Source organism: Serratia sp. GW822-FHT06D09 (genome assembly GCF_058799515.1).
Genome location: NZ_JBXALO010000004.1, coordinates 312,080 through 334,639, shown reverse-complemented (window position 1 = coordinate 334,639; position 22,560 = coordinate 312,080). Strand labels below are relative to the sequence as shown.

Annotated in this window: 18 protein-coding genes; 3 read left to right on the top strand and 15 right to left on the bottom strand. The window is 56.9% G+C overall.

Features of this window, described 5'->3' with window-relative positions; translation table 11 throughout:
* Nucleotides 1-12 precede the first annotated feature (12 nt).
* Nucleotides 13-933 (bottom strand): LysR family transcriptional regulator, encoded by a 921-nt coding sequence (locus AC1RKG_RS12500; RefSeq protein ID WP_046372618.1) that lies wholly within the window; start codon nucleotides 931-933, stop codon nucleotides 13-15.
* Nucleotides 934-1,041: 108 nt separating this feature from the next.
* Between AC1RKG_RS12500 and AC1RKG_RS12495 the strand changes: the two genes are divergently transcribed.
* A complete protein-coding gene (locus AC1RKG_RS12495; protein ID WP_419225725.1) occupies nucleotides 1,042-2,070 on the top strand; it encodes a zinc-dependent alcohol dehydrogenase family protein in 1,029 nt (342 codons plus the stop codon).
* A 20-nt stretch (nucleotides 2,071-2,090) separates the two neighbouring features.
* Here AC1RKG_RS12495 and AC1RKG_RS12490 read toward each other — a convergent pair whose 3' ends face one another.
* A complete protein-coding gene (locus tag AC1RKG_RS12490; RefSeq protein ID WP_218167687.1) occupies nucleotides 2,091-2,978 on the bottom strand; it encodes an AraC family transcriptional regulator in 888 nt (295 codons plus the stop codon).
* A gap of 222 nt (nucleotides 2,979-3,200) precedes the next feature.
* Here AC1RKG_RS12490 and yqhD point away from each other — a divergent pair, with 222 nt between their 5' ends.
* Both yqhD and dkgA read left to right on the top strand, forming a co-directional pair.
* Nucleotides 3,201-4,364, top strand: coding sequence for an alcohol dehydrogenase (gene yqhD, locus AC1RKG_RS12485; protein ID WP_020828656.1), 1,164 nt, complete (start codon nucleotides 3,201-3,203; stop codon nucleotides 4,362-4,364).
* A 268-nt stretch (nucleotides 4,365-4,632) separates the two neighbouring features.
* Nucleotides 4,633-5,457 (top strand): 2,5-didehydrogluconate reductase DkgA, encoded by an 825-nt coding sequence (gene dkgA / locus AC1RKG_RS12480; RefSeq protein WP_493183158.1) that lies wholly within the window; start codon nucleotides 4,633-4,635, stop codon nucleotides 5,455-5,457.
* A gap of 48 nt (nucleotides 5,458-5,505) precedes the next feature.
* Here the strand turns inward: dkgA and AC1RKG_RS12475 are convergent, their stop codons facing one another.
* The 13 genes from AC1RKG_RS12475 to AC1RKG_RS12415 form a co-directional block, all read right to left on the bottom strand.
* Nucleotides 5,506-6,954, bottom strand: coding sequence for an amidohydrolase family protein (locus AC1RKG_RS12475; protein ID WP_259218489.1), 1,449 nt, complete (start codon nucleotides 6,952-6,954; stop codon nucleotides 5,506-5,508).
* A 151-nt stretch (nucleotides 6,955-7,105) separates the two neighbouring features.
* Nucleotides 7,106-7,903: an alpha/beta fold hydrolase gene (locus AC1RKG_RS12470; protein WP_122080245.1), complete on the bottom strand. Its 798-nt coding sequence runs from the start codon at nucleotides 7,901-7,903 to the stop codon at nucleotides 7,106-7,108.
* A 384-nt stretch (nucleotides 7,904-8,287) separates the two neighbouring features.
* Nucleotides 8,288-9,691 (bottom strand): GH1 family beta-glucosidase, encoded by a 1,404-nt coding sequence (locus tag AC1RKG_RS12465; protein ID WP_493183156.1) that lies wholly within the window; start codon nucleotides 9,689-9,691, stop codon nucleotides 8,288-8,290.
* Entirely contained in the window at nucleotides 9,688-10,017 is a 330-nt protein-coding gene (locus AC1RKG_RS12460) for a PTS lactose/cellobiose transporter subunit IIA (RefSeq protein ID WP_020828661.1), read from the bottom strand. The genes AC1RKG_RS12465 and AC1RKG_RS12460 overlap by 4 nt, the downstream gene beginning before the upstream one ends.
* Nucleotides 10,014-11,333 carry a PTS sugar transporter subunit IIC gene (locus AC1RKG_RS12455; protein ID WP_020828662.1) on the bottom strand — a complete coding sequence of 440 codons (1,320 nt, stop codon included), beginning with the start codon at nucleotides 11,331-11,333 and terminating at the stop codon, nucleotides 10,014-10,016. Before AC1RKG_RS12455 ends, AC1RKG_RS12460 begins: the two co-directional genes overlap by 4 nt.
* A gap of 85 nt (nucleotides 11,334-11,418) precedes the next feature.
* On the bottom strand, nucleotides 11,419-11,730 hold the full coding sequence (locus tag AC1RKG_RS12450) for a PTS sugar transporter subunit IIB (RefSeq protein WP_020828663.1): 312 nt from the start codon (nucleotides 11,728-11,730) through the stop codon (nucleotides 11,419-11,421).
* A 145-nt stretch (nucleotides 11,731-11,875) separates the two neighbouring features.
* Entirely contained in the window at nucleotides 11,876-12,763 is an 888-nt protein-coding gene (locus tag AC1RKG_RS12445; RefSeq protein ID WP_493183155.1) for an aldose 1-epimerase, read from the bottom strand.
* A 14-nt stretch (nucleotides 12,764-12,777) separates the two neighbouring features.
* Nucleotides 12,778-13,836, bottom strand: coding sequence for a zinc-dependent alcohol dehydrogenase family protein (locus tag AC1RKG_RS12440; protein WP_122080252.1), 1,059 nt, complete (start codon nucleotides 13,834-13,836; stop codon nucleotides 12,778-12,780).
* Between the two features lie 48 nt (nucleotides 13,837-13,884).
* Nucleotides 13,885-14,865: an ABC transporter permease gene (locus AC1RKG_RS12435; protein ID WP_261440270.1), complete on the bottom strand. Its 981-nt coding sequence runs from the start codon at nucleotides 14,863-14,865 to the stop codon at nucleotides 13,885-13,887.
* A 35-nt stretch (nucleotides 14,866-14,900) separates the two neighbouring features.
* Nucleotides 14,901-16,424, bottom strand: a complete 1,524-nt coding sequence (locus AC1RKG_RS12430) for a sugar ABC transporter ATP-binding protein (RefSeq protein ID WP_493183154.1) — start codon at nucleotides 16,422-16,424, stop codon at nucleotides 14,901-14,903.
* A gap of 161 nt (nucleotides 16,425-16,585) precedes the next feature.
* Complete coding sequence (locus AC1RKG_RS12425) at nucleotides 16,586-17,569, bottom strand: substrate-binding domain-containing protein (RefSeq protein WP_174574796.1); 984 nt, start codon at nucleotides 17,567-17,569, stop codon at nucleotides 16,586-16,588.
* 163 nt (nucleotides 17,570-17,732) lie between these two features.
* The gene (locus tag AC1RKG_RS12420) at nucleotides 17,733-19,154 is read right to left on the bottom strand and encodes a sugar porter family MFS transporter (RefSeq protein ID WP_261136102.1); all 1,422 of its coding nucleotides are present in this window, start codon (nucleotides 19,152-19,154) and stop codon (nucleotides 17,733-17,735) included.
* Between the two features lie 19 nt (nucleotides 19,155-19,173).
* Nucleotides 19,174-22,464, bottom strand: a complete 3,291-nt coding sequence (locus AC1RKG_RS12415; RefSeq protein WP_493183152.1) for a DUF5107 domain-containing protein — start codon at nucleotides 22,462-22,464, stop codon at nucleotides 19,174-19,176.
* Nucleotides 22,465-22,560: the final 96 nt, after the last annotated feature.

The following is a 22,560-nucleotide window of genomic DNA, read 5'->3' as shown; positions in this document are numbered from 1 at the left end:
CCATCGTCGCCCTTAAAGCGCTTTTTCAACCAACGCCAGTCTGGGAGGCAGCTTGCTCACCAGCGTATCCACCGCCAATCGAACCTTCAAAGGCAAATGCGGCGTTTGCGGCCAAACCGCGTGAACGTCGAATGACATGCCGGGCCGATTGCGCATCAGCCTGACCAATTCCCCTTTCAACAACGCTTCGCGCACCAGCCAGCAAGGTAACCAGGCGATGCCAAACCCCGCTACCGTGGCATCCGCAATCGCCTGCAGGTCATCCATCTGTAACCCTTTCTTCGGTATCACCTCCTGCTCTTTTCCGCAGGCATCCAGAAGCGTCCAGTTAAGAACCACGCCGGCGCGCATGTAGGTCACCGCATCATGTTGTGCCAGCTGCTCGAGGGTTTTGGGTTCGCCGCTGCGCAACAGATATTCCGGAGCCGCGCACAATGTCATACGGTGGTCGCCAACGCGCCGTGCCACCAACCCACTGCTACTGACCAGCGTACCGTTGCGGATCGCCAGGTCAAAACCGTCCTCAATCAAATCCACCACGCGGTCGTTGAATGACAGCTCCAGCTCCAGCCCAGGATGCTCACGCGCCATACTGGTCAACAGCGGCGCAATGCACATGCGGCCAAACAGCACCGGCATCGACACCCTCAGCCTGCCGTTGACCTGCTGCTTCCCCGACTCCAGCAGCATTTCTGCGGTACGTATCTCTTCCAGTGCCCGCAGACAACGTTCGTAAAACAGCGCACCGTCGTCGGTCAGGCTCAGGCTGCGGGTCGTGCGATGAAACAAGCGAACGGCCAACCGTTGCTCCAGGCGGGCGATGGTTTTCCCCACCGCCGAACGCGAAAGGTGTAGCCGGCTGGCCGCCAGCGCAAAACTGCCTGCCTCCACCGCGGTGACAAATACCGAAATGCCGTTCAATCGATCGCTCATGATTTGTAGCCCTGAAAGAAACAATCAAAGGAAATCTTATCGCCACTGGCGAACTTCTATCAACGATATTATCAGCAGGTCTGTTTATCGCTGACTTTGGAGTCAATCATGGCCGAAACAATGCAACGCTGGACAATGGACGCCCTGGGGCGCCAACACCTGCAACTGAACGAAAGCGTCATACCGCAACCGGGACCGCACCAGATCAGAGTGAAAGTGAATGCGGTATCGCTCAATTACCGCGACAAACTGGTCATTGAAACCGGCATGGGACTAGAACTGCCGCAGCCCTTCACGCCAGCCTCCGACATGGCCGGTGAAGTCGACGCCATTGGGCCCGACGTTACCCGTTTTCAGCCCGGCGAACGGGTGATTTCCACCTTTAGCCCCGACTGGATCGATGGCCGGCAAAAACCCTATGGTAATGCGCGCATCCCACCCTACCGCACTCTGGGCGGCTTTTATCAGGGTATGCTGGCGGAATACGTAGTGCTGCACGAAGACTGGTTGGCGGCTGCGCCCACCTCGCTGGACGACGCGCAGGCCAGTACCCTGCCCTGTGCCGGACTGACCGCCTGGTTCGCGCTGGTGGAACAGGGCCAGCTGCACGCCGGAGAATCGGTGCTGGTACAAGGCACTGGTGGCGTGGCGCTGTTCGGACTGCAAATCGCCAAAATGCTGGGTGCCGAGGTCTATGTAACCTCCGGCAGCGACGAAAAACTGGCGCGAGCCAAAGCCTTGGGTGCCGATCATGGCATTAACCGTCTGACTGCGGACTGGGTAGAAAAGGTGTACCAGTTGACCCAGGATCGCGGCATCGACCACGTGATTGACACCGTGGGTGGCCCTAATCTCGGTAATTCGGTACGCGCCGTTGCGGTGCACGGGCGTATCTCGGTGATCGGGGCGCTGGAGGGCTTTGAAGTTTCGGCTCCCGCAGGGCCGCTGCTGATGAAATCGCCGGTCATTCAGGGTATTGGTGTCGGCCACCGCCGCGCACTGGAAGATCTGGTGCGTGCGGTGGACGTTAATGCCCTACAGCCGGTGATCGACCAGCGCTACCGCTTTGATCAATTGCCGCAGGCGCTCGATCACCTCGATCGCGGAGCATTCGGTAAAATTGTGCTGACGCGCTGAATCACTGCCCGGCGGCGAGATTAACCTTCCATCATTAAAGGAGGGTTTTCGCGCAGTCGGGCAACTTCGTCACTCGGCGTCACGCCAAAGAAACGTTTGAACTCGCGGCTGAACTGCGAAGCGCTTTCGTAGCCGACACGGATCGCCGCGGTACTGGCTTTCAAACCGTCGTGTACCATCAGCAAACGCGCCTTGTGCAAGCGATAGGATTTCACATATTGCAGCGGCGAGGTGTTGGTCACCGCCTTGAAGTTATGGTGAAACGCCGAGATGCTCATATTCACCTCCCCCGCCAACTGCTCAACGTTGAGGTTGTCCGCATATTGGTTCTCAATACGCCGCAGCGCCTTGGCGATTTGGCTGAAGTGGGTATGGCGGTTAACCAATTCCTGCAATGAGGCGCCACAGGCTCCGCGCAGTACGTGGTAGAGAATTTCACGTACAATCTGCGGCCCCAGTACGCGTGCATCCAGCGGTTTGGCCATCACATCCAGCAGGCGTTCGGTGGCGCACAACAGTTCTTCCGACAGCTCGGCCAGGTTCACCCCGCTGCTTTCTCTGCGCGGCTTCACCAGGTAGTCGTCATCGCCGATGTCGATCAACAGGTCCTGCAGCATTTGGCTGTCGATGTTCACCGACAACCCCACCAGCGGCAATTCCGGGCTGGCGAAGGTTTCGCACTCAAACGGCAACGGCACCGTCATCAACAGATAATTGCGCGGGTCATACTGGAAAACCCGATTACCGCAGTAGCCGACCTTGTGCCCCTGGAAAATGATCACCACACCCGGCTCATACATCACCGGCTGGCGCGGGCAATGACGATCGACATAAAGAATTTTCACCAGCGGCACCGGCGAGGGCGTGTAACCGTTGCTCTCGGCAAAGCAGGCCGCCTGGCGCGCCATGCGGCCGCGCAGTTCATCGATTTCGCTCACGGAAACACCCTCTTACATTAAGAATAATTCGGCATAAATAATAGTTTAAAACTCTATTTTTCTACAACGCTTTGTAGGAATAGGCAAGACTCGGGCAGGAATGTGCATTGTGCTGCTGAGCCAAGTTACTGACAATACACCTCAGATATTTTGCGCCAGCGGCGCTTGCCACATGCAGAAGAGAAATTACCCATGCAAAACTTTATTCTTCATACCCCAACCAAAATCCTGTTCGGCCAAGACCAAATCGCCGGCCTGGCACAGCAGATCCCTGCCGACGCACGCATTCTGATCACCTACGGTGGCGGCAGCGTGAAGAAAAATGGCGTGCTGGATCAGGTGTATGCCGCACTGGCGGGCCGCAACGTGCAGGAGTTTTCCGGCATTGAGCCTAACCCAACCTACGAAACGCTGATGAAAGCGGTCGAAGTGGTGCGCGCAGAGAATATCGATTTCCTGCTGGCGGTCGGCGGCGGCTCCGTGGTTGATGGCACCAAGTTTATTGCCGCAGCGGCCCATTATCAGGCGGATGCCGATCCATGGCACATCCTGAAAACCGTGGGCAGTGAAATCAAAGGCGCGGTGCCAATGGGCTGCGTACTGACACTGCCGGCCACCGGCTCTGAGTCCAACAGCGGCGCAGTGATCACCCGCAAAAGCAGCGGCGACAAACAGCACTTCTTCTCGCCACACGTGCAACCGCTGTTCGCGGTGCTGGATCCGGTAGTGACCTACTCTCTGCCGCCGCGCCAAATCGCCAATGGCGTAGTCGATGCCTTTGTCCACACCATTGAGCAGTATTTGACCTATCCGGTCGACGCCAAGGTGCAAGATCGCTTTGCCGAAGGCCTGCTGCTGACGCTGCTGGAAGATGGCCCGCGCGCGCTGTCCGAGCCGGAAAACTATGCGGTGCGCGCCAACGTGATGTGGAGCGCAACCATGGCCTTGAACGGTCTGATCGGCGCCGGTGTGCCGCAGGATTGGGCAACCCACATGCTGGGCCACGAATTGACCGCCATGCACGGTTTGGATCATGCCCAGACGCTGGCGATTGTTCTGCCTGCGCTGCTGATCGAGAAAAAAGCGCAGAAACGCGAAAAACTGCTGCAGTACGCCGACCGCGTTTGGGGCCTGCGCGATGGCAGTGAAGACAGCCGTATCGACGGTGCCATCGCCGCCACTCGTGCCTTCTTCGAACAAATGGGCGTACCGACCCGCATGGCGGATTACCAGCTCGACGGCAGCTCTATCCCGGCGTTGCTTGATAAACTGCATCAGCACGGCATGACAGCACTTGGCGAGCATCAAGACATCACCCTCGAAGTCAGCCAACGCATTTATAACGCGGCGCGTTAATCGCAAACCGCCTATTTCCTGCTAGGCTTTAGTTTCAACTTCTCTCCTGCGCCCGACGCTTCATCGGGCGCAGTTCAATGCGCTATTCGCGCTGCCGATCCTCATCTGATTAACCCATGGGAGAAAACATGACCTGTAGCCGCCCTATCCCGACAGCGCTGGAATTTGGTTAGCAAACTCAGCACTCCCCCAATTTGCCAACTAGAATTTATTAATAGCCGTTTCCGGTGCATACAGCACTGGGCAATCCGTTGACAAGGAGATACGCATGACAACGCAACAACCCATCATCAAACTCCACGATGGTAATCTGATGCCGCAGTTGGGTCTCGGCGTTTGGCAGGCGAGTATTTCAGAAACCACCCAGGCGGTGCTTAAAGCACTGGAGGTGGGCTATCGCTCGATCGATACCGCTGCAATCTACAAGAATGAGGAAGGGGTTGGCGCAGCACTGCAATCCACCTCAATACCACGCGATGAGCTGTTTATCACCACCAAACTGTGGAACGACGATCAGGGCGACCCGCAAGGCGCGCTGGAAACCAGCCTGGAAAAACTCAAGTTGGATTACGTCGATCTGTATCTGATCCACTGGCCAAGGCCGCAGCAGGACCAATATGTCGACGCCTGGCGCGGGCTGATCAAACTGCGCGAGCAGGGGTTGGTCAAAAGCATCGGGGTATGCAATTTCCACACCCCGCACCTGCAGCGCCTGCTGGACGAAACCAATGTCGCACCGGTGATTAACCAAATCGAGCTGCACCCGTTGCTGCAACAGCGTCAGCTACGCGCCTGGAACGCAACCCACCATATTGCGACCGAATCCTGGAGCCCACTGGCACAAGGTGGCGAAGGGGTATTCGACCAAGCGGTGATCAAAAACCTGGCGGAAAAATACGAGAAAACCCCGGCGCAAATCGTGGTGCGCTGGCACCTGGACAGCGGGCTGATCGTGATCCCGAAATCGGTCACGCCAGCGCGCATTCGTGAAAACTTCGAAGTCTTCGACTTCAAACTGGATAAAGACGAACTGGGCGAAATTGCCAAACTGGATATCGGCAACCGCCTGGGGCCGGATCCGGACTCACTGTAATCTCCCTGCGCCCGGCTTCGGTCGGGCGCAGCATCATCCAAAATACGCTTATCGGCGATAGGCCTCCGCCAGATTTACCGACGCTCTCCGCTCCGCCTCCCTAAGCCAGGCAACCGCTTCTGCTCCGGTGATCTCTGCACGCCCGAGTGCCGCCTGCTGAATACGCGCCAGCGTCTGAGCGGCACGTTGCCGGATGGCGGCCATATCCTGTCCCACCAGTTCGCCATGCCGCTTGCGAGTCTGGCCGTTGATGATCACCGTATCTACATCGGCGGCATGGGACTGCAACACGCTGCTCGCCCTTGGGAAAGAAGAAGGCACCATCGCCCGCTGATGTTTAAGCATAATCACATCGGCCTGTTTTCCCGGCGTCAGCGAACCAATACTTGTCTCCATTCCCAGCGCAGCCGCGCTGCCGTGGGTCGCCCAACGCAACGCATCCCCCACCGAGAGAGAAAGTTCAGAAACCACTTCACCACGGATATGGTGCTGATGGTTATCCAGGCAGCGCTGGGTTTGCAGCCCCAGCCGCATCTGCGAAAACAGATCCCCAGACCCCACGCAGACAATGTCAGTGCTGATCGCCGGGGCTATCCCGTGATCCAGGCAGGCTCTGATGGGAGGAAAGCCCATGCCCATTTGCATTTCAGTTTCGGGAGCAATGCTGACTTTAGCGCCGGTTTTAGCCAACAGCCGCCATTCGGGATCGGTCAGACCGGAACAGTGAATATGCAGGTGACCGGGCTGCAGCAATTGATGATCGTCAAGCTCCTGTAACCCTTTCAATAACCGGCTATTCGGCAGTGCGCCGGTATGAGAAGCAATCAGGATATCCTGCTGCTGCGCCATGCGGATCTCCGCCGCAGTCTGCGTAAAGGGCACGGTGCCAAAATCGCTGAGCAAGGTCCCCATACGCAACAAACCCTGATCGTCGCTAAAATAACGCTCGCGCAATTCAGCGGCAAAATTGACGCGTTCTTGATGGCTGGAAAAACCGGCGGGCTGAAAATCATAAACCTGAAATCCATAGGAATACACGCCACGGATACCGGATTGTTGCAGTGATTCGATCGCCGCGACGGCATGATCCGGGCTATTCACACAGTCACAGCAGTCGAGGATGGTTGTGACCCCGCTGTCTATGGCCTCGAGCGCCCCCACCAGGGTGGCAGTGGACAAATCCTCGGCGGTCACCAAGGCCCCCAGCCCATAAAACGTATTTGCCAGAAATTCCGGCAACGACATATCGCCGGAGATCCCCCGAAACAACGACATCCAGGTGTGGCGATGACTGTCGATCATACCCGGCAACACGATCGCACCACGCGCATCGATCACTTCGGCATCCAGATGACTAAACGCCTTTGCGTTTTCCGCCAGCGCTGCGATCCGGCCATTTTCAATCAGCAGCGCCCCCTGGGGCAGTTCCCCATACTCTGCATCCATGGTGATAATATGACCGCCAGTGATGACCTTACGATCGGCCTGCATGCTCATGTTTTACCTCCTGATTACCCACTGGAAAACAGGCGTGCACAATGTCGCTGGTTTAATCACGGCAGACAGGCCGAACGACATAAATACGGCTACGCACATTCTTATGAATCTGCTCATCATTAGGAGCGCTGTTGCTACGGCGGGATGTTGCCTAGCCAATAAATGACCGGATTTCCATCACCACTTTGTCCGGCGATTCCAGGGTGGGGAAATGACTCGCCCCCGCAATTTTTACCGGATTGAACCCGCGGTGGCGTTGGGCGAACTCGCGCTGCAACTGGTCATACTCTGCGCTATGCGGTTGTGAATAGAGGTGCATTACCGGACGCTCAGGGGTGAGCTGTTCCAGGCGTTGCAGGGGAGAGCCAAATTGCCCATAGGCCAACTCGATTTCCCGACAAGAACGGATCCACATCTCCTGATCGAATCCGGCCATTTCCTGTTGGACATGGTTGATCACATCCTGGTTATCCGTATGGGCTACCCATTCCGCAAACAGGGCATCTCGCGCCTGTTGCCAGCTTTCCGGCCGCTGGCTCTGCTGTAAATTCTGCAGCAGATCGGTAAAAGCTCCGGTCATCAACCAGTCCACCACGATGGTTTTCGGTACCCGCAACGGGCCCAGTTGCTGGCTTAAAGCGATGTTGGCCCAGCCGCCATGAGATGTAGAGAGCGGAATCAAGCGCTCAACATCCAGCCGGTCAAGAAACAGAACCAGATCGGCCGTGAGATCATCCATACCAAAATCGCCGTCATAACTGCGTGCGGCATTGTGCCCGCGCCAATCAATATTCAGTACGCGATAGTGTTGCGCCAGCAGCGGTATTAGGTGTTTAAAAAGCCGGTGATCCTGGCACCAACCGGAAAGCAACAGCAGGGTGGTGTCCCCGCTGCCGCTGTCCTGGTAGTCGAATGAATTGCTGCCCAGCGTTATCGTTTTCATGCTCATGCTTGTTCCCTCATCATGCAGAAAGTGGGATGCAGGGGTGAATGGCGATCCGCCCAGATTTGGCCGTTTCCCACAAGAACTGTAGTAGATGCTTATGCTCTGCCAGCCGGCGAGAAAAATTGTGTGGCGGTTCAAGCGGGAAATCGCTCATCTCCCCCCTCCTGTTTGTGATGGTACGGTAAGGCAATAATTTGACTATATGGCGTTTTTATAGGCGGTGAGTAATGAATAGTCACAACACGGGTATGCCGAAATGGAATAGCAAAAGGGGATTTTGAGAAGGGTATGATTGACAGACAGATCAGAAAAAGAGGGTAAGTACCCGCCCAGGCTAAAGTGTTGCCTATCAGCCTGGGACATACTGAGACTTACCCCTTTAGCGAGTTACAACCGTTCGCCGTTGGTGGCGATCACCCGCTGGTACCAGCCAAAGCTCTGCTTCTTCTTACGTGCCAGATTGTTGTCGTGATCGACATACACAAAGCCGTACTGTTTCTGATAGCCGTTGAGCCAGGAGAGCAGATCGATAAACGACCACGGGTAATAACCACGAACATCCGCGCCCTGCTCGATCGCCGCGCCAATCGCCTGGATATGATCGCGTAAATAATCAATACGTGGTTGATCGCGCACCTCACCTTCGACGATCGGATCCTTGGCTCCCAGCCCGTTCTCGGTAATGTAGATTGGGATATTGCCGTAGCGTTTGACGATACGGCCAATGGCATCGGTCAACCCCTGCGGATAGACCTCCCAGTCCCAATCAGTGTAGACGCCGTGCGGATTGCGAACCTGTTTAAACAACCCCTTGAAGCCCAGCTCGCGCCCGCTGCCCTTCTGCCCGCTGGTGTTGATGGTATAACCGTCCACGTCATCGTTGTGCGCGACCATTTCACGCTTGTAGTAATTCAGGCCGATAAAATCGACGATATTCTCTTTCAGCAATGCCTCATCGCCCGGCGCGAAATGCGGCACGCCAAAGGCCTGCTGCGCCATCGCCAGCAGCTCTGACGGGTATTCGCCCTTCAGCACCGGATCGTACAGCCAGTGGGTGAAGATCCCTTCGGCTATTTCGCAGGCGCGGCGATCCTGCGGTGAATCGCTGATCGGATCGTTCGGTTGCAGCACGTTGACGAAGCCGATCTGGCCCTTGATCTTCATTTCACGGAAGCTTTTTACCGCTCGGGCGTTGGCCAGGAACACATGGTGACACGCCTGAATGCCCTTTTTCGGATCGGTCAGTTTGGGTGGGTGCGCCCCGGTGAAATAGCCCATGCCGATAAACACGATGGTTTCATTGAACGTGGACCAGAGTTCGACCCGGTCGCCAAACCGCGAGTAACACAGACGCGCATATTCATCAAAAGCATCGACGATCTCTCGTGATTCCCAACCACCAAATGCGTCCTGCAACGCCTGCGGCAGATCCCAGTGGTACAGGGTGATCATCGGTTTGATATTGTGCTTGAGCAGTTCGTCGATCAGATCGCTGTAGAATTGGATCCCGGCCTCGTTCACTTCTCCCCGGCCTTGTGGCAGCAGCCGTGGCCAGGAGATCGAGAATCGGTAGGTCTGCATACCCAGCTCGGCCATCAGCGCCACATCTTCACGGAAGCGATGATAGTGATCGACCGCCACGTCGCCGTTAGTCCCCTGATAGGTGGTGCCTGGCAGGTGAGAGAACAGGTCCCAGTTGGACAGGCCTTTGCCGTCGGCATCATAGCCGCCCTCGACCTGATAAGACGCGGTCGCGGCCCCCCAGAGAAAGTCTTTCGGAAATACGCTCATTGGTTTTTCACCCCGTTTTGCTCCAGTAATCGGTAAATTCTCACCAGTTCCTCCACCAGATCGCGCGCCAGCATGGCATTCATGATGTGGTCCTGCGCGTGCACCATAATCAGGTTGACCGGCAGTTTGCCCTCCCCCTCGTCAAAACCGATCAGCTCGGTCTGGGTGGCGTGGGCACGCTTCGCCGCCAGTTGCGATTCCGCCAGCAGAATATCCACCTGGTCCCACTGGTACTTACGCGCCGCATACAGCGCCTGCATGGCACAGCTGCGCGCCTCTCCGGCGTTGATGATCAGCTCCATTACCGCCGTTTCCATGTCCATCATTCGGTGACTCCTTGTGTCTGTTCAATCTGCTCCGCTTCGCTCACTTCCTGATCCAGCAGCTGTTGCTCATAGACTTTGAAGAACGGGTAGTAGATCAACGCCGAAACCGCCGCCAGCAGCAGCACCAACAGCGCGGCGCGGAAATCCCAACCGGTAGCCCAGGCGGCACCAATCGGCGCCGGAGCGGTCCAGGGCACCACCGAGATCACCCGCCCGATCAGATCCAGCTTCACCGCCGCGTAGGCGATGATCGAATTGACGATCGGCGCGGTAATAAACGGAATAAAGAAGGTAGGGTTCATCACGATCGGCGTGCCGAAGATCACCGGTTCGTTGATGTTGAAACAACTCGGCACCAGGCTCAGCTTGCCGATCGAACGCAGGTGCGCCGAACGGCTGCGCAGATAAAGCAGTACCAGCCCAAAGGTGGCGCCGGATCCGCCGATGACGATAAAGAAGGTCCAGAAGGCCTCCATAAAGATGTGCGGCATCGGTTGGTTGGCGGCCAGCGCGTCTTGGTTAATCCCCAGGTTGGTGAGCCAGAAGGCCTGCAGCATGCCGGAAACGATCACCGCGCCGTGGATACCCGCAAACCACAGCAAATGGCCGATCAGCACCGCCAGCAAGATCGCCGGCAACGAATCCGCAGCAGAGATCAAGGGTTGGAACAGCGCCATGATCGCCTGCGGCAACAGCAGGTTGAACTGGTGCTGCACCAGCAGGCTCAGCGGATACAGGGTGATCACCACCGCCAGTATCGGGATCAGCAGATCGAACGACTGCTTGATCTTGGCCGGCACCTGTTCCGGCAGCGAGATGCCGATATTGTGCGCCTTAAGGAAACGGATCAGTTCGGTGGTGTATATCGCCACCAAAATGGCGGTGAAGATCCCCACGCCGCCCAGTGCCGCGGTCGGCAGCATCTTTTCGCTTTGCGGCGCGGCCACCAGCAAGAAAGACATCAATGCCAGCATCGCCGCCATAAAGGGATCGAGCTTATAACTCTGCGCCAGGTTGTAGGCAATGGCGGCGGTGATATAGATGGACATAATGCCCATCGTCATATTAAACGGGGTGAGAATAGCGACCTGATGTTTTTCCGCCGCCCCCAGCCACCATTGGGCAATGCCCCAACTGCTGTCGGCGGAAAAGGGCGGATAGGCAAACACCAGCAAGAATGAGCCGACGATCATAAAGGGCATCGCGGAAATAAAACCGTCGCGGATCGCCATAATATGTCGCTGAGTCGATAATCTCCCGGCAATCGGGCTGATGCGGTTTTCGATAAAATTGAATGCGGCCTGGCTGATACTCATGGTCCAACCCTCGGGAGGTGCTGAGTCAATGGTCACAGGATGGGAAAACCGGCGGAAACGGCCTGATGCCGGCGGCCCGGTGGGATCAGTGTTGTGCGATCATCTGTAAGGCTTCGGCGAGAATTTTATCGCCGCGCATCATGCCGTAATCCATGCTGTTTATCACCGCGATAGGTTTATTTTCCCTGTCGGCAATCTTTTTAAAATCGGCGAACTTATATTTCACCTGCGGCCCAAGCAGGCAACATTGGTAATTCGCCAACGTGGATTCAAATTCCTCCAGGCCGACGGCGATAATATCAACCTCAATCCCCTGCTGTTCGGCAGACTTTTTCATTTTATTCACCACCATGCTGGTCGACATTCCTGCGGCGCAGCATAAGAATATTTTTTTCATCCGTTCTCCTGGAGGCATAGGTACAAATGATTCAGTTGAAGAATGAGTATGGTTTCAAAAACGAAAAAACCGCAACCGGTTTCAGTAACCGGTTGCAGAGTTTGAATGGGTTCTGTGAAGGAGATCCGAATTTTAATTTTCGGGCTTAAAGCGCGGAATAACGGAGCAACATCGTCTGGCTAAACCGCTGCCCTTTAGCCAGGCGGCGCAGCCCGCCCAGGTCAGCCATGTTATGCCCGTTGGCCGCGTGGGACATGGGTTCCAGACAGAAAAAGTCGAATTGATAACCCGGATCGAAGGCCGGATCCGAGACGAACAGGAAATAAACCGGACAGGCCGGCTGAGTGTTCATTCGTAACCGAGCTCCCTGCTCCGGCCACTGGATCTCCGCCTCGCCATTCCAGCCGCTAAAGCCGTTGTTCACCCAATGACGCGGCAATGGCCCCGGCTGGTTGAAATCCATTTCTTCGCTCAGCGCCGCCTGCTCGCCCGCCAGCCAGTCTTCGGCCTCCCGCCAATAGGCCGCGGCGGAAGCCTGTACCCGGGTATGCGCGGTTAACGGAAAGTACGGATGCCAACCCAGCCCATAGGGCATCGGCCTTTCTCCGGTGTGCTCTACCGCCAGTTCGATGCTGAGTTGGTGCTGATGCAGGGTAAAGTATTGTTCTACCTGATAACGATAAGGGCCATTCTCATGCTGATAGCGCAAGTGAAGGACTTCGTCGCCTTGCTCAACACATTGCCATTCCTGCAGCCAGCCGTCACCATGCAGATAATGCCGATCCCAGTCGGTATTGGCGCTGAGCCGGTAGTCTTGCTGCTCGAAGCTGAAGCGGTTTTGATTGACCCGATTGCCAAAGGGGACCAGAGGAAAACATCCCGATTGCAGCGCCGGCGTAGCGTCATTCACTACCGCAGGCCGCAGCAGAGGAAGCTCTCCCTCCGGTGTATAAGCGGTGAATTTCAGCACGCTGCCGCCCAACGAGGAAACCACCAGCGAGACGCAGCCGTTATCCAAACTAAACAGTGCCATAGTGCCCCCTGACGTTAATCGGCGAAGTTAATCACCACCTTGCCACACTGCCCGGAAGCCATCAGCGCATAAGCATCGGCAGCCTGTTCAAGGGCAAAGCGGTGGGTAATCGCGTGATGCGGATGCATTTTCCAGTCGTGCAGGTCGGTACAACATTTTTCCATATGGTGCAGGCTGGTGACCCAGGAGCCGATAATTCGTCGTTGGTGATGCATCAGGTCTGCACTGACCTCAAATTCCACCTTGCCGGTTTCACCGATGTAGACAACCCTTCCCCAGTCCGAGGATGCCTGCAGCGCCAGCAGCCGTCCTTTAGCGTTACCGGAACAGTCGAGGGTGACGTTGGCGCCGCCCGCGGTCAATTCGCGAATGCGCTCTGTCACCCCCTCGCCGGTCAGAAAACCGTGATCCATCAGCCCCAACCGCTTCGCGGTCGCCAGACGTTCCGGTATGACATCTACGCCAATCACCGTTTTCGCCCCCCGCCCCTTCGCCAGCATCATCGCCATCATGCCGACCGGGCCCAACCCTACGACCAGCACGTGATCGCTGCCGGACACCTCGCCGCGCACAATGCCTTCATAGGCCGTGCCGACGCCGCAGGAAATAAAAGCGCCGTCTTCGTAGCTGAGCGAATCCGGCAGATGGATCAGATCCTTTTCCTCCGCCAACAGATAGTCGGCGTGGCCGCCATCCCGTTGCCAGCCATAGGCTGCCTTGCCAACGCCGGTACAGGAAATCGGATAGCCCCGGCGACAGTTGCTGCAAAAGCCGCAGCCGGAAATGTGGTACACCAGCACGCGGTCACTCTCGCGAAAGTGCCGGCAACCGGCCCCCAACGCGACAATCTGCCCACAAGGTTCGTGACCGTTAATAAATCCCCGGTACAAGGGCTGATCCGGTGCGGCAGCCGTGCCACGGTGCTGATGATAAATATAATGAATATCGCTGCCGCAAATACCGGACGACTTCATTTTAATTAATACCTGGCCAATACCCGGTTGCGGAATATCCACCTCGCGCAGCTCTGCCGTGGAATTTCCGGGTAAATAAGCCGCCAACATTTTTCCCATAATATTTTCCTTCCAGATTTAATGCGTTATTTTTAGTGGCATATGAGGCTATTGCTTATTGTTCTTCTGCATCACGATAATATTGGCCAGCACCGCCAGTACGATAATCACCCCTCTGACCACCTGTTGGAAAAAGGAGTTAATTCCCAGCAAGACCAGGCCGTTGCCAATCAGGGTGATCACCAGCACGCCGAGCAGAGTGCCAAGCATCGAACCGCGCCCGCCGGACAAGGCTGTCCCCCCGACCACCACGGCGGCAATCACGTCAAACTCCAGGCCACTGGCCGCACCGGCATTGCCGGAGCCCAGGCGCGCCGCCAACAGAATACCGGTGACGGCCGCCAACAGGCCGGCCAGGGTAAACAGCAGGACACGAATGCGTTTGACGTTAATGCCGCACAGCTGGGCGGCGCTGGCGTTGCCGCCAATGGCGTACACCGAGCGGCCAAAGGCGGTTTTCTTGCTGATAAACTGAAAAACCACGAACAGGATCAGCATAATCACCGCCGAAACCGGCAGCCCCAGTACCTGCCCACCCAGCCAGTCCAGCACGCCATTTTCGTCGATCGGCACCGGCAAGGCGTTGGTCATAAACAATCCCATCCCGCGCAGGGCGCTCCAAAGCCCCAATGTGGCGACAAAGCTGGGCACGTTAAACCAGCCTCGCAACACCCCGGCGACCGAGCCCAACGCCGCCCCCAGGCACAAGGCCAGGATCAGCGCGAACGGCAGCGGGATCGCGTACTGCATCAAATAAGCCAGGATCACCGAGATAAACGCCACCATCGGGCCTACGCTAACGTCGATTTCCCCGGAAATAATAATCAGCGTCATGGCCCAGGCGGCAATGCCGATGGTGGCGGCATCGCGTAAGATATTCATTTGGTTATTCAGCGAAATAAACCCGGTGGCATAAATAGAAAATACCAGGTAAAGCACGACAATAATTGCCAGCAGGCCCAGTTCATTGGCGTGCTTCGATAATTTTCGGGTTCGGGTTATTTTTACTTCCGGTACCAATGTGGACATTGTATTACCTCCGGTGCCTTCGAATGTGGGCAGAATTATTGGATCATCAGCACTTCAGACATCAGCTGTTCAACATCCACGGGCGAGATAAACTCCTTCACTATCGTGCCTTGCTGCAACAACAAGATCCGGTCGCAGACCTGGGGTAATTCCTCCACTTCGCTCGATACGAAAATGATACTTTTCCCCTCTGCCGCCAGCTCACGCGCAATACGGTAAATTTGGTTTTTCGCTTCGACATCCACGCCGCGCGTCGGCTCATCCAGCAACAGGATCCGGCTTCTGGCGTAAACCCAACGGCCGATCACCACCTTCTGCTGGTTACCGCCGGAAAGCGTCATGATCGGTGTGCCGGTTTCTGCGGTTTTCACCCGCATCCGGCTGACGATCGCCGAGGTTGCCTGTTTGATCTTCGGCCAATTCAACACGCCAAAGCGGCTGACGGAGCGGCTGTCTGTCATCACGGTATTTTCATCCACGCCCAGCAACGGCATGATGCCCTCCGCCTTTCGGTTTTCCGGCGTGTAGGCCATACCGCGCTGGAGCATCTGGGCGTAATTCGGGCAGATCAGCGTTTCACCGTCGAGGATCAGCTCGCCGTCGGTGAACGGCGTCAGACCAACGATGGCTTTCAGCAATTCACTGCGGCCTGCGCCCAACAACCCGGCAATGCCCAGTACTTCGCCCCGCCGCAGCTCAAAACTGACCTGATGCAACTTGGGCGGCAGCGATAATTGTTTAACTTCAAAAACCTTGTCCCCGCCCTTCGGGGCCGTGACGGTTTGCGTATGGTGGTCTTGATGGCCCAGCATCAGGTCGACAATTTGCTGAGTTGAGGTGTTGTCCAGTGCCACGTCACCCGCCACGCGACCGTCGCGCATAATGGTGCAGGACGACGCCAGCCGGCGGATCTCATTCATTCGGTGGCTGACATACACCACTGCAATCCCGGCGGCGGAAAGGCGCATCACTGCCGCCGCGACCAGATCGGCCTCGGCGTTGGCCAGCGAACTGGTTGGCTCGTCGAGGATCACCACTTTGGGATCCCCCTGGCAGGCCCGGGCTATCTCCACCAGCTGCTGCTGCGCCGGGCTGAGATCGCGAACCCATTGTTGAGGATCGATGTCCACCCCGAGCAGCGCCAACGCGTGCCGGGCCTGCGCCAGCATGCCTGGTGCGTCAATCACGCCGGCGCGCTGCGGCCAGGCCCCCAAACACAGGTTTTCCGCCACGCTCATGTCCTGAACCAGGCTTAGCTCCTGATAGACGGCCCGCACGCCAAGCTCACCGGCCCGGCGCGTCAACAGCGCATCTGGCCCCTCCAGCAGTCGATCGCCGATAAACACCTGCCCGGCGTCCGGCCGCTCACTGCCGGTCAACATGCGGATCAAGGTGGACTTGCCCGCGCCGTTTTTCCCCAGCAGAGCGCGCACCTCGCCACGCTGCAGCGTGAAATTCACATCTTGCAGCGCCACCACTCCCGGGTAACGCTTATGCCCCGATTGAATGCGGGCCACGACCGGTTGCTGCGCCAATTCGTTTAAGGCTCTGTCACTCATGCAAGCCACCGACATTAAGAGCCTATCCCAGTAGGCGTCATTGTTGCAGGCAGTTTGGACAAGGACAGCGCGGAAGAACCGGAGCGTACACAGAGTACGTGAGGATTCTGAGCACTGCCCAGGGCCAAACGGACAAATAAAATAACCTAATGGAATAGGCTCTAAGGTAAGCCGTCTTTGTGAGTCACTAGCCAATCAGTAGCGCTCTGCGACGAGGCGTAGAGATCGATCGGCACCTGCACCACCTTTTGGCCGACCGGCCGCTGGTTGATGGCGTTCATCGCCTGCGTAAAGACCAACGCCCCCATTTTCTTGCCCGAGATATCCACCACCGCCTGCAGTACCTGACGGTTCACCAGTTCCTGCGCGATTTCGGTGGTCATGTCCGAGCCGAATACCACCGTTTGGCCGACCTTGTTCTGGTTGCGCACGGCTTTAACCGCCCCGAGCGTAGCGCCGCCGGATTCGCCGAAAATGGCATCGACTTTCCCGGAGGAAATCAGCAGTTTCTCGCCGACCGATATCGCCTTGTCCAGCACGGTGCCTTCCTGATTAGCGACGATTTTCATGCCCGGTACTTTCGCTTTTAACGCCTCTTCAAATCCTTTACGCCGTTGCACGCAAACTTCGAAGGCTTCGCAATTAATAACGGCGATCGCAGGCTCGGTTATTTTCTTTTCAATGAAGTAGTCGGCGGCGGTATTACCCAGTTTTTTGCCAAACTCGTAGGGATCGCCGACCAAATAGGCATAAACATATTTATCTACGCCTTTCTCATTAATGCAGGTGTTGTAACAAATCACCGGAATACTGGCTTCGTTGGCACGCTTGATGGCCCGCACGCTGCCATTCACCGAAACGGCGGAAAGCACGATGGCATTCACGTCGCGCGCAATCATGGTATCGATAAACGAACTTTCTTTAGAAACATCCCCCTGCGCATTGGTTTCTATGATTTCAATTTTCCCTTTGTCCTTGGCGGCGCCGTCTTGCACGCCCCAGCGGACCCCGGCGTAATACCCCTGGGTATCGAGATAAATAGCGCCGATGGCGGTTTTGTCGTTCTTAGCCTGTGCGCCTGCACTGAAAATAATCAGGCCCCCGGTAATGGCTAACAGCACGTGTTTTATTTTTTTTAGCAACATCGTTATTCTCCAGTTAATGTTCATTAACCTCTTGCTGCCTATTTTTATTATCCCGCCTGAAGGCTTTACCGCTGTTCGCCCTCAGGCGGAGCACAGACTCATTACACTAAATGATCAAACTGATTACTTACCGCCACAGGATCACGCATTAAACTAAACAGGGTTAAGTAAACTTTTTCTCCCTGGCGCGATCCGTGCCTGCTGCACTGAGCTGTTCTTCCAATGCTTCCAGAGTAATGCCTTTGGTTTCCGGCACTCTGGCGTAAATGAACCCCGCACCGGCCAGGCAAATGACGCCATACAACAGGAAACTGCCCGCTGCGCCCAATGCGGCATTCAGCAACGGGAAGCTATAGGTCAGGACAAAACAGGCCACCCACAGCGCAAAGGTGCCGGCGGCCATGGCTGCTCCGCGAATGCGATTGGGGAAGATTTCAGACAGCAGTACCCAAGTAACGGGGGCAAGCGTGACGGCATAGATAGCGATGGCGACCAACACCAGTAACAACACCGGCAGCCCCAGCAAACCATAGGCGTAAGCCGCCGCCATCAGCAGGTAGATCACCGTTAATCCACAGGCGCCTATCAGCATCAGCCGGCGTCGGCCAATGCGATCCACCAGCGGTAAAGCCAGCAAGGTGAAGATCAGGTTGATCAACCCGGTGGCGACGATCGACTTCAACGTATCGTTAATATCGAACCCTGCCGACGCGAAGATCTCCTGCGCATAGTTAAAGATCACGTTGATACCGCACCACTGCTGAAATATCGCCAGCACAATGCCTATCACCAACACCGGCCGTACATCGCTGCGCAGCAGCGCACTGAGCGGCACCTTGCCGCTGTCCTTGTCCAGCGTATGACGGATCTCCTTTAGCGTTTGCTGCGCATAGCTTTCATTGCCGATGCGTCGCAAGACCTTCTGCGCCTGCTCGTGGCGGCCGACCTTCGCCAGCCAGCGTGGCGATTCCGGCACTGCCAGCATCAGCAGCAGGAAGGCCAGCGCCGGTACCAGTTCGGCGCCAAACATATAACGCCAGCCAACCTGTCCGTTCCAGCTAGCCAACAACTCCGCCTGACCGGCATTGGCCGCCACCGGATCGGCGATCAGCAGGTTGATCAACTGCGCTGCCAATACCCCGATCACAATGGTCAATTGGTTCACCGCAACGAAGCGCCCCCGCTGTGCCGCCGGGCTGATTTCGGCGATATACACCGGCGACAGCGCCGAAGCCAGGCCAATGCCGACCCCGCCGACAATGCGGTAAATGATAAAGGCGTCAAAACTGGTGGCCACGGCGGTGCCCCAGGCCGAGATCACGAAGGTCAAGGCGGCAATCGCCAACGGCAGCTTGCGGCCAAAACGATCCGACAGCAGGCCCGAGATCACCGCGCCGAAAATACAGCCCACCAGCGCCGAACTCATCGCCCAGCCTGACTGGGCGGGATCGGTGATGCCAAAATAGGCCTCGTAGAAAGGCTTGGCCCCGCCTATGACCACCCAGTCGTAGCCGAATAACAGGCCACCGCAAGCGGCGACCAGGCAGATAGTCCAGACATAGGGCATGTTCAGTTTATTCGTCACATTGGTCCCCTTTTGGGCATCAGTTGGCTAAAGTCTCGGCCAGCACGGTGAATAAACGCGCTTTGTCATGCGCAGGATTTATCGCCAGCAGCTCGCTTAACGTTTGCTGCGCTGCGGCTAACTGCCCTAACCCCAGTTGCGCCAAAGCCGTCACCAGCAGGCAGTGCTGTTGATGCGCCTGTTGCAGGTCATTGTCCAACGCCATCAAATCCGGCAGCGAAACGGCAAAGAAATCGGCGCCAGGCAACATCTCAGACTGCTGGCTTGCCCACTGCTGCATTTGGGTGAACTGCTGTTCAGCCTGTGCCGACTGCCCCAGTTGCTTGAGCGCCATGCCGCGATAGAACAAATAATCCACCGGTTGGTCGTTGTAGTAGCGGCTTTCAGCCAGTTCGCCGTGCCCCGCGCAGGCCTGCTGCCAGTAGGTGGCCGCTGCCTCGAGCTGGCCTTGCCGGGCAGCACAGATACCCAGCCAATAGTAGATATCGTTGTCGCTTTGCCCAGCCAGACGCCCTTCCCCCAGATTTTGCGGATAGTGCAACGCCGACTGCAGCAAATGCTGCGCCTGCTGCGGCGCTCCCTGTTGCAGCGCCTGGAATGCCAACCGTTGCAGATTGATCAGATACTGGCCGGTGACTTTGCCTTCACCACCTTCCCACGGGTGAAACTCACGCTGCTGCAGGATCCGTTGCGCGTCACTCAACCGATCGCACTGGTTGTAAAGGCTCAGCAATTCGGCGGTAAGGTCGTCACGCCGGGCCACTACCGGCAAATGTTGCTCTAACATCGCCAGCCGCTGAGCAGGTGCAGTACCGAGGCGTTTGTTCAGTTGATCCAGTTCAAACAGCAGCCGAGCGTCATCAGGTTGCAGAGCAAAGGCCTGCTGCAGATGCGCCAGTGCCACGTCATGTTGCTGGAGTTTATTGAAGGCGTAGATCCCCAGATTGCGCCAGGCGTCGGCAAACGTCGGCTCCCGCTCCACGCATTGCTGCCACAGCGCTACCGCCTGCGAGTAGTTGCGCTTGCTGTAATGGAAACAAGCCAACAGATACTGTGCAAAAACGCACTCCTGCAGTTGGCTTAGCATCTGCACTTCATTCAGGGTATTGGGGAAGCGCACCTGGTGGCCGAAGCCGTCGCGCGCCTGCGCCAACAGCTGCCGATATTCCCGGTCACTTACCGCGCCTTTGCGTAGGCTGGCCAACATATAGCGCGGCAAGGTTTCCTGGCTGTCCAACAGCGTCAGTAACTCAATCGCCTGCTCTTTGGCTCCCCATTCACAGAGTTGACCGGCAATGTTTAGCGCATTGATCCCACGGCAACCGGTCACCGACCGCAGCCGTTGTAAATCGGCCTCGGCGTGAGTTTGCGCATAGCGCAGGTAATACAGGCTGTAATGCAGCGGACGGGCGACAAGCTGGTCATCGATATAGTCCAGGCTCTGTGCCCCTTTCCCCAGGCGTTGCAACAGCAGCGCTTTCAGGGCGATCAGCGGATAATGGCTGGCGTTAACGCTCAGGCTGCTTTCGCAAAACGCCAGCGCCTGCTGATACTCCCCGCGCCGCGCCGCGACCCGCGCCAGACCATAGAAACCGCCCGGTTTACCGTTACCGCTCCAGATGGCGCGGTAGAAATCCTCGTAAGCCGCGTCGTCGTTACCCAATTGTTCCTGAGCGCAGGCACGAATCAGGCTGGCTAACCCGCACTGTGGGTTGCGGTTAAGGTTATGGGCTCGTGTCAGCGCGTCATCCGCGTAGGCAATCGCGCGTTGGAAATTGGCGCGGTTATATTCCAGCGTGGCCAGAGCCAAATTGCAGCGGTAATCAAGAGGATCCAGCGTCAGGCCCCGCTGGTAGTAATCGAACGCCGAACGGCTGGCATGGTGGTACTGCTCCAGATGCTGGCCGATAAACCAGGCTTCATCGGCGCTGACGATCTGTTCTGCCGCCAGTGGCGCTTTGGCGGGCTGCGGTAATTCGGTGCTTTCGCTCGCCTGATGCTGGCGATAACTGAGTACGCTGCGGCCCTGGGCGTCCTGCAATTCAATCGTCAGGCGACCGGAGAAATCGCCGGTCATGGTCTCCAGCAGCGCCGCACCGGGGGTGAGATCAACGCGGAGGTCGAGCAGCAGCTGCTGATCGCTATCGCTGCGGATCACCAACCGGTGCTGCGCCAGCGGCGCGACCGCATACAACCCCCACACCAGTTGTCGCCCGTCGCTTTCCAGTTTTAGCGCGGCACGGGTGTTGGCGTTCTGCACCATGCCCAGGGTGTTGTAGGGCAGGAAATTCTGCACAAAGCATTTTTCTTCGTAGGCGTCGAGCCAGGTGAAATCCGGTTGGTTATCGGTGTAAACCCCGGTCATCAGCTCAATGTAAGGGCCGTTATTGTCGGTCAGATTGCGATCCCAGGCCTGGCCAAATTCGCCGTGGCCCCAGCTCCACTGTTTCTTGCCGGGCGACACATGGCGATCGGCGATGTGCAACAATCCGCCCTGCTCATCGTGGCTGTAAGCGCCTACAAAGTCATAGTCCGACTTATGCGCCATGTAAGACGTCGGTACCGGGATATTCTTGTAGCGCGAAATATCCACACCGGCCGAATAATCCACCTTGTAGTAGGTGCCGGTGGCAATAGGGAACGAAGAGACATCGCGCTTGCCATGGTCAAAAACGGCGGTCACATCCGGCGGGAATACGCTCTGGTGATCGTCTCCACCTTTCACCGCCGGGTTGGCCCACCACAGGAAATGGCGCGGCGTCGGGTTAGGGTTAAAAATCTTGGCGCTGATTTCAATCAGCGCGCGGTCAGGATACAGCGTGAAACCGGCCATCACCTGCAGCCCGCGCATCGGCTCCACCTCCCCCAGCCAGACGGTCTGCGCCCCGTTATCGTGCTGCTGGATCTGGCAGTCCACCGGCATATAGGTGGTCGGACGGTGGTGTTGCGGCCAGTTGAACTCGATCCCCCCTGAGATCCACGGCCCCAATAACCCCACCAGCGCCGGTTTCACTACCTCGTTGTGATAGACAAAATCGCGCTGCTGCACTTTGTCGTAAGCCCGATGAATACGCCCGCCCAGTTCCGGCAACAGCATCACGCGCAGGTAGTCGTTTTCCAGATATACCGCCTGATAGCGACGCAGAGATTTTTCACCACTCAGGGTGTCAATAACGCCATAGGGATAAACCGCACCGGACGATCCCTGATAGACGCGGTTTTCCAGGAACATCGGGTGCGAGTCCTGCTCGCCCGTGCCGTAAGTGGGTAATTCAACCTGCTCTTGCCAAACCTTGACTGTCCCGTGCATGTTTTCCTCACTAAAAATACTGAAGGTTGCTTTTCAGGCAGTCTAAATGACAGAATCGGCTACTTTACGCGCTACCATCACGCAATACAGTAAACG

What these genes read in the sequence shown, in the direction of transcription:
- AC1RKG_RS12500 (WP_046372618.1), bottom strand. Translation starts at nt 933, where the DNA reads ATGAGCGATCGATTGAACGGCATTTCGGTATTTGTCACCGCGGTGGAG.
- AC1RKG_RS12495 (WP_419225725.1), top strand. Translation starts at nt 1,042, where the DNA reads ATGGCCGAAACAATGCAACGCTGGACAATGGACGCCCTGGGGCGCCAA.
- AC1RKG_RS12490 (WP_218167687.1), bottom strand. Translation starts at nt 2,978, where the DNA reads ATGGCGCGCCAGGCGGCCTGCTTTGCCGAGAGCAACGGTTACACGCCC.
- yqhD (WP_020828656.1), top strand. Translation starts at nt 3,201, where the DNA reads ATGCAAAACTTTATTCTTCATACCCCAACCAAAATCCTGTTCGGCCAA.
- dkgA (WP_493183158.1), top strand. Translation starts at nt 4,633, where the DNA reads ATGACAACGCAACAACCCATCATCAAACTCCACGATGGTAATCTGATG.
- AC1RKG_RS12475 (WP_259218489.1), bottom strand. Translation starts at nt 6,954, where the DNA reads ATGAGCATGCAGGCCGATCGTAAGGTCATCACTGGCGGTCATATTATC.
- AC1RKG_RS12470 (WP_122080245.1), bottom strand. Translation starts at nt 7,903, where the DNA reads ATGAGCATGAAAACGATAACGCTGGGCAGCAATTCATTCGACTACCAG.
- AC1RKG_RS12465 (WP_493183156.1), bottom strand. Translation starts at nt 9,691, where the DNA reads ATGAGCGTATTTCCGAAAGACTTTCTCTGGGGGGCCGCGACCGCGTCT.
- AC1RKG_RS12460 (WP_020828661.1), bottom strand. Translation starts at nt 10,017, where the DNA reads ATGATGGACATGGAAACGGCGGTAATGGAGCTGATCATCAACGCCGGA.
- AC1RKG_RS12455 (WP_020828662.1), bottom strand. Translation starts at nt 11,333, where the DNA reads ATGAGTATCAGCCAGGCCGCATTCAATTTTATCGAAAACCGCATCAGC.
- AC1RKG_RS12450 (WP_020828663.1), bottom strand. Translation starts at nt 11,730, where the DNA reads ATGAAAAAAATATTCTTATGCTGCGCCGCAGGAATGTCGACCAGCATG.
- AC1RKG_RS12445 (WP_493183155.1), bottom strand. Translation starts at nt 12,763, where the DNA reads ATGGCACTGTTTAGTTTGGATAACGGCTGCGTCTCGCTGGTGGTTTCC.
- AC1RKG_RS12440 (WP_122080252.1), bottom strand. Translation starts at nt 13,836, where the DNA reads ATGGGAAAAATGTTGGCGGCTTATTTACCCGGAAATTCCACGGCAGAG.
- AC1RKG_RS12435 (WP_261440270.1), bottom strand. Translation starts at nt 14,865, where the DNA reads ATGTCCACATTGGTACCGGAAGTAAAAATAACCCGAACCCGAAAATTA.
- AC1RKG_RS12430 (WP_493183154.1), bottom strand. Translation starts at nt 16,424, where the DNA reads ATGAGTGACAGAGCCTTAAACGAATTGGCGCAGCAACCGGTCGTGGCC.
- AC1RKG_RS12425 (WP_174574796.1), bottom strand. Translation starts at nt 17,569, where the DNA reads ATGTTGCTAAAAAAAATAAAACACGTGCTGTTAGCCATTACCGGGGGC.
- AC1RKG_RS12415 (WP_493183152.1), bottom strand. Translation starts at nt 22,464, where the DNA reads ATGCACGGGACAGTCAAGGTTTGGCAAGAGCAGGTTGAATTACCCACT.